Source organism: Microbulbifer halophilus (assembly GCF_026183675.1).
Taxonomy (GTDB): Bacteria; Pseudomonadota; Gammaproteobacteria; order Pseudomonadales; family Cellvibrionaceae; genus Microbulbifer; species Microbulbifer halophilus.
In genome coordinates this window covers 121,660-135,134 of record NZ_JAPIVK010000011.1, presented here as the reverse complement: position 1 = coordinate 135,134, position 13,475 = coordinate 121,660, and the positions used below count along the sequence as shown (strand labels likewise).

The window sequence follows — 13,475 nt, the reverse complement described above, 5'->3', positions numbered from 1 at the left end:
ACCGGCGGCGGGCGGCGCCCGCACCAGCGCCGGCGGCCCGGCCTCCGGCGACAACAGCGCGCCCGATGAGGCCCCGCAGTCATCCTCGGAGCGCGTGGCGGAACTCGAGGGCGAGTTCGACTCGACCATGGCCAGCTACGACGGCATGATCCTGCGCGAGCGCGAGTATGTGCGCAACCGCCCCGCCTCCGCCGAAGACGAAGGCGCCGAGGGCGAGGAGGCACCGCCACCCGGCGAGTCCCTCGAAGACCTGATCGAATCGGCGGAAGCGGAAATCCCCGCGCCCCCGGGAGGTGGCGGTGGCGAGGGACCGGGCGCGGAGCAGAACAACTCCAGCGGCCAGGCCACCGGCCCCGGCATGCCCACCAAAGGGCGCAAGGGCGAGTACAACCACACCGGCACCACCCCGGTGGTACCTGCGGATATTCCCGACGGCGATGACGACGACGTGGTAGCGCGGCAGATTCGCGAGGCCGCCACGCGTGAGTCGGACCCCGAACTGCGGGAAAAGCTCTGGGAAGAGTATCGGAAATACAAAAAAGCGCAGAATTGAAAGCGGAGGCTATCGGTATGTTTTTTTCCCTCTCCAGTATCGGCGGCAGGCTGATACGCATACTGCCGCTGGTGGCGGTGTTCACGCTCGGTGCCTGTACCACCACCGATGTGCGCACCACCGCCTTTACCCCCCTCACCGTCGAGGACGCCACCATTCCCGAAGGCCGGCTGCTGGATGTGGGCGTAGTGCAGTTCAACCCGGGCCTGGACACCGCCGAGGTGGACGAGGACCAACTGGTGTTCCCCGAGCTGCGGCGGGCGGAATCCCGCTACGTGGCCGTCACCCTGGCGGACTCCCTGCAATCCAGCCAGGGCTGGGGCGCGGTGCGGGTGATTCCCAGCGAGCGCACCAATATCGACGTCACCGTCACCGGCCGTATCGTGCAGTCCGACGGCGAGACCCTGACCATGGATATCACCGTCACCGACTCCCGCGGCCAGCGCTGGTTTACCAGGCAGTACACCGAGCAGGCATCCCACTACGCCTACGACAGCAAGCATCCCACCAAGGGCGACGCCTTCCAGGGTATCTACAATCGCGTCGCCAACGACATGCTGGTCTACCGCCGGAAACTGTCGGACCAGTATATCGCCGAGCTGCGCAGCATCTCCGAACTGAAATTTGCCCAAAGCTTCGCCCCGGAAGCCTTCGACCGCTACCTCAGCAAAACCGAAGACGGCCTCTACCAGCTCAATGCACTGCCGGCGGAAGATGATCCCATGCTGCAACGGGTGCGCAGGATCCGCGAACGCGACTACCTGTTCGTCGACACCCTGCAGGGCTACTACGGCACCTTCGTCAAATCCATGGAAACCCCCTACCAGGAGTGGCGGGCCATGAGCTATGAAGAAGTCCAGCAGATGCAGGAGCTGAAACGCAAGGCCCGCAACCACACCATCATGGGCGTCGCCGCCATCGTCGGCGGTATCGCCGCCGCCGGTGCCGGAGCCGGCAGCGCCCGCGCCGCCGGCCAGGTGGGGATCGCCGGGGGCGGCTACCTGATCAAGAGCGGTTTCGACCGCCGCAGCGAGGCCAAGATGCATATCGAGGCCCTGCAGGAGCTGGGCGATTCGATGCAGGCGGAAGTGGAACCGCGCATCGTGGAACTGGAAGACCGCACCGTGACCCTGACCGGCTCGGTGGAAAACCAGTACCGCCAGTGGCGCGAACTGCTCAAGGAAATCTACGAAGCCGAAACCGGCAACCTGGAAGAGCAGATCTGAAGCGGCATAGGGGGCGGTGCAGTACTCGGAACTACCCCGCATGGCTATGATAAGCCAGAAGCTCGATGCGAAGGGCCTGATGCCGGGGGTTCTTTGCGGGACTGTCTGCGAGAGGGGCCGAAGGCGCCGTGAATACCTGGAGCGGCCGGGACACCTCGCAGACAAGCCTACAGGGACGTATACACGGCGTGTCCCGCAAAGAACCCCCGGTAGCAGGCCCGCCCCAAAGCCTTAACTCAGTGCCATTCGGGAACGCCCCGACCTCAGCGCAGAATAAACACAGCCGAGCGGAATCACCATGCAACACCGCGATCCGTCCTCCGACGACGACACCACAATCCAGCCCGCCGATTTCAGCTTCGACCGCGACGGCGCGGGCGGCAACAGGCCGCAAAAACCCGGGCCGGCTGCGAAGACACCCGGGGCCGGGAAAGGCGACAGGGCCCAGTGGCGGCCCCTCGCCCTCGGCGGCCTGCTGCTGGCGGGTCTCGTGGGCGTATTCTGGCTGCTGCCGCAGGCGGTGGAAAAACCCGAACCCCGGATTGAGCCCGCCACCACCGACACCGGCGAACAGGAATCCGGCGCGAAAAAAATACAGGCCTCCCCCTACAGCGATGCGGAAATCGCCCAGCAGCGCCGCGCTGTGCAAAAGGTACTGCAGGACATACTGGTACTGCAGGAAGAACTGGAAGAAAGGGATATCGAAGTCTGGGCGGCGGAGGATTTCGCCGCGGCCAAATCCCTCGCCGAAGAGGCGGACGGCATCTACCGACAGCGCCAATTCAAGCGCGCCCTGGACAAGTACCGCGAATCCCTCGCCGCCTTCCAGCAACTGCGCGACAGCATTCCCGATCGCCTGGAAAAACATATCGCCGACGGCAACGAGGCGCTGGACCGCGGCGACGCCGAGGCCGCCCACGCCGCCTTCGACCTGGTACTGACCATTTCCGAAGACCACCCCCGCGGTGTAAAGGGCAAGGCCCGCGCGGAAAAACTGCCGCAGGCCTGGAAACATTTCACCGACGGCCAACAGGCCTTCGCCGACGGCCAACTGGACGGCGCGCGCGACGCCCTCCGCCAGTCGCTGGAGGTGGATCCGCAAACGCGCCCGGCGAAAGAACTGCTGCCGAAAGTACTGGCGGCGATCACCGAGCGGGATTACAGCGAATCCATGTCCACCGGCTACGCCGCCATTGCCGAGCGGGATTTCACCGCCGCGGAAAAAGCCTTCCTCCGCGCCAAAAAACTGAAACCCGAAGCCGAAGACCCGGCCATCGGCCTGCGGCAGGCCCGCAACGGCGCCGAACAGTCGAGCATCGACCAACTGCTCGCCCGCGCGCAGCAACAGGAGGAATCCGAGGACTGGCACGGCGCGGTCGAAAGCTACACAAGCCTCCTGGAAAAAGACGGCAGCCTGGTATCCGCCATCACCGGCAAGGCCCGCGCCGAGGCGCGCGCCGAACTGGACGACCGCCTGCAGGCGCTGCTGGACGACCCGCTCAGCCTGGGCGACAGCAAACGCAACCAGCACGCCCGCAGCGTACTCGCCGACGCCCGCACCATCAGCGGCAGCAGCGCCCGCACGGAGCGCCTGCAACAGCAGATAGAAAACCTGGAAACCGCCCTCACCCAGGCACTGATCCCGCTGCCGGTGGTGCTGCAATCCGACAGCAGCACCAACGTCACCATCTACCACGTGGGGCGGCTGGGCAACTTTGCCGAGCGGGAAATCACCCTCAAGCCCGGCCGCTATACCGCGGTGGGTACGCGCGCCGGCTACCGCGACGTTCGGCGCGAATTTACCGTGGAGCCCGGCGAAGAACCGCCCACGGTGGTGATCCAGTGTGCCGAAAAAATAAACGGTGCCAATAATAGCTGAAGCCGAGGCCTGTAGCTGAACCCGGGACCTGTATAAAAATCAAAACGCACAGAATTATCGCGTTGAACAAAAACGCCGTCCCGGTATGCTTGAAACGATGATTGTTACGACAAACGGTATCGCCGGGTCCATGGAGTTGACGGTTGCAGACTAAGCTGTACTGCACCGAAGAAGACTTGCATATCTGTTCCGGCAGAAAGCGCCCCCGGATTCCGGCGCCACTCTGCAAATGCGATAAATCGATAAGTGCGCAGTAACAGGAAGCCATAAATGACAGCGAAGGAAGCGGTACCCGTTCGCGGCGACAGCCCCGCCGACGACGACTTTTCAGTAATCCAGCCCGTCGGTTTCACGCCGGTTGAAGAGCAGGCCGGCGGCGGCAAACTGCTCCTGTCGCCGCGGGCCCTCACTGTCGCCGGCTGCCTGCTGCTCGGCACCCTGGTGCTGGTCTACCTGCTGGTTGCTCGCTCGCTGATCTTCGAGACCCAACCCGCCGACGCGGACGTCAGTGTCAGCGGCCTCGCCCTGCCCCTGGGCGACGGCCACCTGGTGCTCCCCGGCACCTACAGCTACACCGTCAGTGCTACCGGCTACCTGCCGAAAAACGGCGAGGTGGAAATATCCAGCGACGACCACAGCCGCCACGCCGTCACGCTGGAAAAGCTGCCGGGCCACCTGCAGATCGTCGCGGATCCCCCGGTGCCGGTGCGTGTGGAGATAGACGGCGAGGAAGTCACCAGCGAACAGGGTCTGGTGAAAGACGTACCCGCCGGGCGCAAGCGCATCACCGTGCTCACCGACCGCTACCTGCCCTTCACCCAGGAAGTGGACGTCGAGGGCCTGGACAACACCCAGCGCCTCGAGGCGCAATTGCGCCCCGCCTGGGCCGATATCCATATCAGCAGCAACCCGCCCGGTGCCACCGTCACCGTCGAGGGCGAAGTGCTGGGCAGGACACCCCTGGAAGCGGAACTGATACAAGGCGACCGCGTGGTGGAAATCTCCATGCCCGACCACAAGACCGCGGAAATCCCGGTAGCGGTGACCGCCGGCGTCGAACAGCGGCTGGCACCGGTGGACCTGGGCGCGGCGGACGGCATACTCCAGGTGGCGAGTACGCCGGTCGGCGCCAGCGTGACAGTGGACGGCGAATTCCGCGGCCGCACGCCCATGGAGCTGGCACTCACCTCCGGCACGGAACACCAGTTGCGCTTTTTCAAGGACGGCTTCTCCTCGGTGGAACGCACCGTGCAGATGGGCGCCGGCGCCGAGCGCGATATGACCATCGACCTGAACGCCGTCTTCGGTCGCGTGCGCATCACCAGCAGCCCGGAAAGCGCCCGCGTCTATATCGACGGAGAGCTGGCCGGCAACGCCGGCGAGACCTTCAGGCTGCCCACCCGCAGCCACGAAATCCTGGTGCGCAAGGAAGGCTACGAAGACTACCGCACCACCGTGGTCCCCAGTGCCAAGCTCGAGCAGAGCATTCGCGCCGTACTGCTGACCGCCGAGGAGGCGCGCTGGAGCGATGTACCGGCGGAGATCAGCCACCCCGCCGGCGGCCGCATGAAGCTGATGCGCCCGGACGCCAAGTTCACCATGGGCTCCTCCCGCCGCGAACAGGGCCGCCGCGCCAACGAAGTGATGCGCGAGATCTACCTCAACCGCGCTTTCTATATCGGCGTCACCGAGGTCACCAACCGCGAGTTCCGACGCTTCAGGCGCATGCACAGTTCCAGCCACGTCGACGGTGTCAGTCTCGACAACGACAACCTGCCGGTGGTCAACATTTCCTGGACCGACGCGGCGCTCTTCTGCAACTGGCTCAGTGAACGCGACGGGCTCACCCCCGTCTACCGCACCGAGCGCGACCGCGTTACCGGCTTCGACGGCGGCGCCAACGGCTACCGCCTGCCCACAGAAGCGGAGTGGGCCTGGGCGGCGCGTTTCCAGAACGGCGACATGCGCAAATTCCCCTGGGGAGACGAGCTGCCGGTGCGAAAAGATTCCGGCAACTACGCCGACAACAACGCCGCGGAGCTGGTCCCGGCAGTGCTGCGCAGCTACAGCGACCGCTACGCCGCCACCGCACCCGTCGCCACTTACAGTGCCAATGGCCTGGGCCTGCACGACCTGGGCGGCAACGTCTCGGAGTGGATTCACGACCTGTACACCATCGGCACCGGCCTTTCCATGCGCCGCGAGGAAAACCCGGTGGGCCCCCAGGACGGCGACTACCATGTGATCCGCGGCTCAAGCTGGCGCCACGCCGGGCTGACCGAACTGCGCCTGTCCTTCCGCGACTACGGCGCCGATCCCCGCAACGACGTGGGTTTCCGCGTGGCGCGGTGGGTGAACTGATTTGAAAATGCTGACAAACACCGGAGCCTACTGATGCGACACCCAGCAAAACACTGGCTATTCACCCTGCTCTGCGTCGCGGCGATCTCCGCCCCGACAGTGGCACAGGATGAGAGCGGGGAAAGCGAAAAAGAAGATACCGGGGAAACAACGGAACCGGTAAAAGTGGCCCAGGCAAAAGCCGGGGATGAAGACAAGAAAGCCTCGACCGACGCAGACGACTACGAAGCCTCGGAGGAAATCTCCGAAGACCTGTCCGTCTCCTACCCGGTCGATATCTGAGAAGAGCGAGCGACACCATGAAATTCAAATCCTCCGACTTTCTCTTCCAGCTGTTTGCGCTGCTCGGCGCAATCATCCTGGTTCACGCCGTCTATGTGTCGATCATCCGCCCCAATGCGGACGCCATGATCGAAGAGCAGATGGCGCAGGAAGCCGCCGGCGAAACCTATGTGCAGCAGCGCTCCCTCTATATCGTGATGCGCGACTACGAGCAGGAAGCCTGTTTCGTACTGATGCTCTGGGCCATGGCGATCATGGGCCTGAAGGCGCGCCGCAGCCTGCGCGAACGCCAGTTGCTCGACCGCGCCCTGCTGAATGTCGGCGAGGGCACACCGGTGCTGCCGGAAGACGCGCGCGACCTGTCGCGGCCGATCCAGGCGTTGCCGGAAGAGGAGCGCAGCTACCTGTTACCCCGCGCCCTGCTCACCGCGCTGCAGCGCTTCGGCTCCACCCGCAACGTCGCCGCCACCTCCAACTCGGTCAAGGAAGTCTGCGACACCGAGGGCGATCGCCTCGACAGCGAGCTGGCGATGGTGCGCTATATCACCTGGGCGATCCCGTCGATCGGCTTTATCGGCACGGTGCGCGGCATCGGCGAGGCCCTGTCCCAGGCACACCGCGCCGTGGAAGGCGATATCGCCGGCGTCACCGTCAGCCTGGGTGTGGCCTTCAACTCCACCTTCGTGGCGCTGGTGATCAGCATCGTGATCATGTTCTTCACCCACCAGCTGCAACTGATGCAGGAGCGGCTGGTACTGGATACGCAGAGCTACTGCGACAACAGGCTGCTGCGTTTTCTCAAGGTGAGCTGACAACCCGGAACCCGAAAGAATAGCTCCCCTCTCCCCTTGGGAGAGGGGCCGGGGAGAGGGCCCTGCGGCCGCCCCCAAAAAGAGAAGGAAAGGAAAGAGCCATGAATCAAGGCGTCCTGGAAATCAACGACTGCGGCCTGCGCGTCTTCGACGGCGCCGACGAGGTGCTCGACAGCCCCGGCGTCGCCGTTATCGAGCCGCGACAGATCCTGGTGGGCACCGCGGCACTGATGCGTGCGCGCAGCCATCCCACCCAGGCCAACCACCAGTTCTGGCGCCGCCTGAGCCTGGAATCCCTGAAGTCGGAAAACGCCCGCTGCCGCCACCACGCGGACCTGGCCTACTGCCATCTGCAGGAAGTCGCCGACCACTGCGACCTGCCGGCGGAAGTGGCGCTGGCCGTGCCGGGCAATTTCACCCGCGAACAGCTGGCGCTGCTGCTGGGTATCGTCAACGAGAGCCCGATCAACGCCGTGGGGCTGGTGGACGCCGCCACCGCCTGTATCGCCCATTCGGCGCCGCGCGGGGTGCACCTGCATATCGAGCTGCAACGCCACCAGACGCTGATCAGCCGCGTGGCCGTGCATGAACAGGCGGTGCTGGATATCGCCGAGACAGTGGCCGACGCCGGCCTGCAGAACTTCCAGGATGCCTGGGCGCGGGTATTTACCGACGCCTTCATCATGCAGTGCCGCTTCGATCCGCTGCATTCCGCCGACGCGGAGCAGCAGCTCTACGACATGATGCCCCAGTGGGTAAGCCGCGCCATGCGACAGGGGGAAGTGCAGGCAGAACTGGACGACCGCACAGCGAAAATCGGCCTGCGCCAGCTCCAGGATGCCTGTGCACCGATCCTCTCCCGGGTGCGCGCGATGATCGACAATCTGGCCGAGTCCGGCGGCGTTGTCTTCGTCTCCCATCGCTGGGCGGAAATTCCCGGCGGCGCACAACTGGCGGAGCGCATTCACCTGCTGCCGCACAACTGTGTGGCCCAGTCCGTGGCCAAACGCTGGCAGGAAGTGCACAGCGATTCCGCCGCCCTGCGGCTGGTCAACGCCCTCAGCGCGGCGCCCGCTAACGAAGTGGCAGTACAGGTCAACAGTGCCGCCGAGGCCGCCGCCACACACCTGCTCTACGGTCACCGCGCGCTGGCGGCGCAGCAGCCGCTGTTTGTCAGCTGGAAAGAGGGCCGCTTTGCCGTGACCCCGACACCGCCGAACCATCCGGCCGCCACCATCACCAACCACGCGGGCAAACTGGCCTTGCGGGTGGATGCCGGCACCCGGCTGATGCTGAACGGTCGGGAAATCGCCGCGCCGGTCAACCTCAGCGCCGGCGACAGGATCGGCGTTCCGGACGCAGAGGAAGTCATCACCGCGATCAGCGTGGAGCATTATGGCGCGTAAGAACAGAAGGTTTTCCACCTTCAGCCTGTCGTTTCTCGACATCATGTCCTGTGGCTTCGGGGCCGTGGCGCTGATCTTCCTGATCATCAAACACGGCTCCGACCACGACATCGAGGCGGAAAACCAGGACCTGGCCGCCGAGGTCAACCTGCTGCAGGAAGAAGTGGAGTACGGTCGCGAGCACCTGGTGCAGGCGCGCAACACCCTGGATTCCACCAGCGACGAACTCGCCGAGGCCCAGGGGCTGGCGCGCCGGATCATCGAGGAGATCGAGGCGGTCAAGGGCAATATCGCCGAAATCGACAGCACCGATGAAGAGGACGATATCAAGCGCCTGCAGGAGAAACTGAAAAAACTCCAGCAGGCGAAAAAGGAACTGGAGGCCGAAAACGAAAAGCTCGGCAACAATGTGCGCAAATTTGTCGGCGACGGCGACCGCCAGTACCTGACCGGCCTGCGCCTCGGCGGCGATCGCATCCTGGTACTGCTGGATTCGTCGGCGAGTATGCTCGGCGACGAACTGATCAAGGTAATCCGCACCCGCAATATGTCCTCGCGGGTCAAGCGGCAGACGGAAAAATGGCAGCGCGCCCTGCGCACCGTTTCCTGGCTCACCGCCCAGTTTCCCCAGGACAGCCGATACCAGATCTACACTTTCAATACCGGTTTCCGGGCCGCCATCGCCGGTACCGAGGACCGCTGGCTGAATGTGGACGATCACGACCAGCTCGACAAGGCGATCGACGAACTGGGAAAGGTGGCGCCGGAAAACGGCACCAGCCTGGAACGGATCTTCAACGCCGTGAGCGCCATGTCGCCGTTGCCGGACAACATCATCCTGATTACCGACGGCCTGCCCACCCAGGGCATGAAAAAGCCGAGCGGCGATACCATTTCCGGCAACGACCGCCGCGATCTGTTCAAGCGCGCGATCAAGGTGCTGCCGAAAGAAGTACCGGTGAACGTGATCCTGTCGCCGATGGAGGGCGACCCGTTTGCCGCCAGTGAATTCTGGAAACTTGCCATGGATACCCAGGGGTCCTTCCTGGCGCCATCGAGGGACTGGCCATGAGACGCAACCGTCAGAAACGACAACAGGAAGAGTTCAGCATCTCTTTTCTCGACGTCATCTGCTGCGGCTTTGGCGCTATTGTCCTGCTGTTGATGATCGCCAAAACCATCGAGCCCATCGTGCTCGAGGAAGCGGAAATGGACCTGGACGGCCAGGTACAGGAGCTGCAACGGCAACTGGCGGAAATCCGCGGCGAGACCAGTGTCCTCAACCGCGACCTGAACGCCAAGCGCGAACAACTCGACATAGAGCGCGAGCGCATCGCCAAACTCCGCGGCGAGTTGAACACACTGCAGGCCCGGTACGCGCGCAAGACCGAGGGCGAAACCGAGGAGGGCAAACTGCGCGGCGAGCTGACCGTGGCCCTGCAGACCATGACCAAAGAAATGCGCCGCCTGCTGGGTGAAAACTACCAGCGCAAGAACAACGTCATCGGCGGCATCCCGGTGGACAGCGAGTATGTCCTGTTCATCATCGATACCTCCGGCAGTATGTTCAATTACGGCTGGGACCGGATGATGGCCGAAATGGTCAACACCCTCGACCTCTACCCCAACGTCAAGGGAATCCAGGTCATGAACGACATGGGGGACTACATGTTCTCCAACTACCGGCGCAAATGGATTCCCGATACCCCCGGGCGCCGCCAGGCAATCCTGGAGCGGCTGCGCTCCTGGAACCCGTTCAGTAATTCCAGCCCGGTGGAGGGTATCCAGAAAGCGGTGCGCAGCTTTTACGACCCGGACAAGAAAATCAGTATCTACGTACTCGGCGACGAATTCACCGGCAAGTCGATCCGCCGGGTGATGCTGGCAGTGGACAGGGTCAACGCCCAGCACGGCGAGGGCAAGCGCAATGTGCGCATTCACGCAGTGGGCTTCCCGATCCAGTTCTCGCGTCCGCCGCACCTGCAGACCACCGGTCTCCGGTTTGCCGCCTTGATGCGGGAGCTGACCTACCGCAACGGCGGTACTTTTGTGGGGCTAAACGACTTTCGATAGCCGGATTCCAGCGAGGAATAAACCATGGTTTTCCCGAGAAACGGATTTTCAGCGGCAACGAAAATCATCCTGATCACAGCGGCAGTGTTCACCGCCGCCTGCAGCCACACGGTGCGGGTGGACGGCGAGTACCCGGCCCCGGTGGGCCCACAGCACCCGCTGACAGTGGGGGTCTACCTGAGCGAAGGCTTCAGCAACTTCACCTACCGGGAAGACAGCGAGGATCGCGACAACTGGAGTATCGACACCGGCCGCGCACAGAAAAACCTGTTCGGGCAGGTACTGGACTCCATGTTCAAGAAGGCCATTCCCCTGTCGCAGTACCCACAGGACCTGCCCGACGATGTGGAGCTGGTGATAGTGCCGGAAGTGCGCGAACTGCAGTTCACCATGCCGCGGGAAACCGGGGTCAATATTTTTGAAGTCTGGATCAAATACGATATGCACGCCTACGACCAGCAGGGCGACTCGGTGGCAGACTGGGTGATCACCGCCTACGGCAAGACACCCACCGCCTTCCTGAGGTCCCGCGAGGCCGCGCTGGCCCAGGCAATCAATGTCGCCCTGCGCGATGCCGGCGCCACTCTCTACACGGGCTTCGCCCAGGTACCGGAACTCAAGGCAGTGCTGGCCCGCAAGCAGCGCTCCCTGTCGATGAAGGAAGCCGAAGAAACGGCTGACTAACCAGGAGGTTGTCGTGTTCAGAATAGTGTTTGTACTGGTCCTCGCCGCCATCAGCGGCTGTACCACCGTGGTCATCGACGAGTACCGGCGCAGTGAGGGCGAGCTGGCCAGAGGCGACTCGGTGGTAATCCTCGGCCGCCGCCATTCCAGCGAGTACGAGACGGAGCCGGACCTGATCGACTGCGTCGGCGATCGCCTCGACAACCCCGATCGCGGCGTCCGGGTGATACCGGAAAAGCAGTTTGTCGACGCCATGTACCCCTGGTTCGAGCCCCGCACCGCACCCATGCACCTCAAGTCCCTCGACCAGTTGATGAAAATCCCGCAGGTGCGCGAGCGCCTGGAGACTTACGGAGTGAAATATATCGTCTGGATCGACGGCTCCACCGAGACCACATCCAGCGCCGGCTCCATCGGCTGCTCCATCGGTACCGGCGGCGCGGGCTGTTTCGGTTTCGGCACCTGGGACAAGGAATCCGATTACGAGGCCTCGGTATGGGATTTCCGCGACCGGGAGCTGTCCGGCAAGATGAGCGCAGATGCCAAGGGCACCTCCTACATGCCCGCCATCGTGGTGCCGATACCGCTGATCGCGCGGGTACAGAACAACGCCTGCAAGGGCATGGCCGCACAACTGCAACAGTTTCTGATACCGGGACAACCGGTGAATACAAAGTCTTGAGGGAACAGAGCGATGCACTATTTCAATAACCACTATTTTAAAAGTATGGTCATCAGCGCCCTGGTCGCGGTCTTCACCGGCTGCGCCTTCAATCCGGCTACCAACCGGCCCGACCTGGTCCTGATGTCGGAAGAGAAGGAAATGGAAATCGGCAGGGAGATGCACCAGAAACTGGTGGACAGCACGCCCATCTACCGGGACCCGGTATTGAACACCTATGTGGAGCACGTGGGGCAGAAGATCGCCGCCGCCAGCGACAGGCCGGAACTCGACTACCACTTCACCATCATCGACAGCCAGGACATCAACGCCTTCGCCCTGCCCGGCGGCTATATCTATATCAACCGCGGCCTGCTCACCTACCTGCAGTCGGAGGCGGAAATGGCGGCGGTACTGGCCCACGAGATAGGCCATATCACCGCACGGCACGCGGTGCGGCAGAAAACCGCCGCCACCGGCGCCGGCGTCGCCTCGGTGCTGTCGGTACTGGTGACCGGCAGCGGTGTGGTGGGCGACGTGGCCAACCTCTGGAGCACTGCCGCGGTCAAGGGCTACGGCCGCGACATGGAGCTGGAAGCCGACCGCTTCGGCGCCCAGTACATGTACAACGCCGGTTACGATCCCCAGTCGATGATCAATGTGATCGCCCTGCTGAAGGACCAGGAGACCTTCGCCCGCCGCCGCGCCCGCGTGGAGGGCAAAAAGCAACAGACCTACCACGGTGTCTTCTCCTCCCACCCGCGCAACGATATACGGCTGCAGGAAGTGATCGAGGCCGCCGGCGACCTGTCCGAGGGCGACAACGCCACCAGGGTGGAATACTACCGGGAGAAAACCGAAGGTATCGTCTACGGCCAGAATTCCCGCCAGTCGGACAAGAATCGCTACAACCACAAACGGCTGGGCTTTTCCCTGCTGTTCCCGGACGACTGGGAGGTGAACAACCAGCGCAGTGCCATTGTCGGCTCAGCGCCGGACGGCTCCGCCAGCATTACCCTGAAAGTGGACCAGCGCCAGAACAACCAGCCGGCAGACATGACGCTGCGGGAAGTCTACGGTGTGCGGGCACTGGAACAGGACGAGGAGTTGAACCAATACCGGCTTGCCGGACATACCGGCAGGCTGCCCGCCGCCGGCGAGACGAACCCGGATCGCGTGGCGGTCATCTACTACGGCAGCCGCCAGTATATTCTCGAAGGCAAGGTCAACAAGCCCATCGGCGATGCGGAAAAACTCGACGAGTACGACAACCTGTTCATGACCAGCATCCGCAGCTTCCGTCCCCTGCGTAAAAGCGACATCGTCAAACCGGATATCAAGCGGGTGCGCTATGTCCGGGCCAACGACAAGACCACTTTCTCCTCCCTGGCCCGGCACATGGATATCGGCGAATACGCGGAGGAACAACTGCGCCTGTTGAACGACTATTTCCCGCACGGCGAGCCGAAACCCGGCGAGTGGATCAAGATAGTGCAGTAGGTTGGAGACTCGGCTCGCGAAGCCGCCCCCGAAACCTG

Annotated in this window: 12 protein-coding genes; all 12 read left to right on the top strand. The window is 63.5% G+C overall.

The window, feature by feature from the left end:
• On the top strand, positions 1-553 hold a 553-nt coding region (locus OQE62_RS07975; protein WP_265721488.1), incomplete at its 5' end, for a hypothetical protein.
• A gap of 17 nt (positions 554-570) precedes the next feature.
• Positions 571-1,779 (top strand): hypothetical protein, encoded by a 1,209-nt coding sequence (locus OQE62_RS07970; protein ID WP_265721487.1) that lies wholly within the window; start codon positions 571-573, stop codon positions 1,777-1,779.
• Positions 1,780-2,077: 298 nt separating this feature from the next.
• Positions 2,078-3,658, top strand: coding sequence for a tetratricopeptide repeat protein (locus tag OQE62_RS07965; RefSeq protein ID WP_265721486.1), 1,581 nt, complete (start codon positions 2,078-2,080; stop codon positions 3,656-3,658).
• Between the two features lie 270 nt (positions 3,659-3,928).
• Positions 3,929-6,019 (top strand): PEGA domain-containing protein, encoded by a 2,091-nt coding sequence (locus tag OQE62_RS07960; protein ID WP_265721485.1) that lies wholly within the window; start codon positions 3,929-3,931, stop codon positions 6,017-6,019.
• Positions 6,020-6,052: 33 nt separating this feature from the next.
• A complete protein-coding gene (locus tag OQE62_RS07955; RefSeq protein WP_265721484.1) occupies positions 6,053-6,301 on the top strand; it encodes a hypothetical protein in 249 nt (82 codons plus the stop codon).
• 17 nt (positions 6,302-6,318) lie between these two features.
• Entirely contained in the window at positions 6,319-7,113 is a 795-nt protein-coding gene (locus OQE62_RS07950) for a MotA/TolQ/ExbB proton channel family protein (RefSeq protein WP_265721483.1), read from the top strand.
• Between the two features lie 101 nt (positions 7,114-7,214).
• Complete coding sequence (locus OQE62_RS07945; RefSeq protein ID WP_265721482.1) at positions 7,215-8,519, top strand: hypothetical protein; 1,305 nt, start codon at positions 7,215-7,217, stop codon at positions 8,517-8,519.
• Entirely contained in the window at positions 8,509-9,591 is a 1,083-nt protein-coding gene (locus OQE62_RS07940; protein WP_265721481.1) for a vWA domain-containing protein, read from the top strand. Before OQE62_RS07945 ends, OQE62_RS07940 begins: the two co-directional genes overlap by 11 nt.
• A complete protein-coding gene (locus OQE62_RS07935) occupies positions 9,588-10,592 on the top strand; it encodes a vWA domain-containing protein (protein WP_265721480.1) in 1,005 nt (334 codons plus the stop codon). The genes OQE62_RS07940 and OQE62_RS07935 overlap by 4 nt, the downstream gene beginning before the upstream one ends.
• A gap of 24 nt (positions 10,593-10,616) precedes the next feature.
• Positions 10,617-11,276, top strand: a complete 660-nt coding sequence (locus tag OQE62_RS07930; protein ID WP_265721479.1) for a hypothetical protein — start codon at positions 10,617-10,619, stop codon at positions 11,274-11,276.
• A gap of 13 nt (positions 11,277-11,289) precedes the next feature.
• A complete protein-coding gene (locus OQE62_RS07925) occupies positions 11,290-11,958 on the top strand; it encodes a hypothetical protein (RefSeq protein ID WP_265721478.1) in 669 nt (222 codons plus the stop codon).
• A 12-nt stretch (positions 11,959-11,970) separates the two neighbouring features.
• Entirely contained in the window at positions 11,971-13,437 is a 1,467-nt protein-coding gene (locus OQE62_RS07920) for a M48 family metalloprotease (RefSeq protein WP_265721477.1), read from the top strand.
• Positions 13,438-13,475 lie beyond the last annotated feature (38 nt).

Bases quoted from the DNA above. Each gene is read 5' to 3' on its own strand.
- OQE62_RS07970 (WP_265721487.1), top strand. From the start codon at position 571: ATGTTTTTTTCCCTCTCCAGTATCGGCGGCAGGCTGATACGCATACTG.
- OQE62_RS07930 (WP_265721479.1), top strand. From the start codon at position 10,617: ATGGTTTTCCCGAGAAACGGATTTTCAGCGGCAACGAAAATCATCCTG.
- OQE62_RS07920 (WP_265721477.1), top strand. From the start codon at position 11,971: ATGCACTATTTCAATAACCACTATTTTAAAAGTATGGTCATCAGCGCC.
- OQE62_RS07945 (WP_265721482.1), top strand. From the start codon at position 7,215: ATGAATCAAGGCGTCCTGGAAATCAACGACTGCGGCCTGCGCGTCTTC.
- OQE62_RS07935 (WP_265721480.1), top strand. From the start codon at position 9,588: ATGAGACGCAACCGTCAGAAACGACAACAGGAAGAGTTCAGCATCTCT.
- OQE62_RS07960 (WP_265721485.1), top strand. From the start codon at position 3,929: ATGACAGCGAAGGAAGCGGTACCCGTTCGCGGCGACAGCCCCGCCGAC.
- OQE62_RS07965 (WP_265721486.1), top strand. From the start codon at position 2,078: ATGCAACACCGCGATCCGTCCTCCGACGACGACACCACAATCCAGCCC.
- OQE62_RS07955 (WP_265721484.1), top strand. From the start codon at position 6,053: ATGCGACACCCAGCAAAACACTGGCTATTCACCCTGCTCTGCGTCGCG.
- OQE62_RS07940 (WP_265721481.1), top strand. From the start codon at position 8,509: ATGGCGCGTAAGAACAGAAGGTTTTCCACCTTCAGCCTGTCGTTTCTC.
- OQE62_RS07950 (WP_265721483.1), top strand. From the start codon at position 6,319: ATGAAATTCAAATCCTCCGACTTTCTCTTCCAGCTGTTTGCGCTGCTC.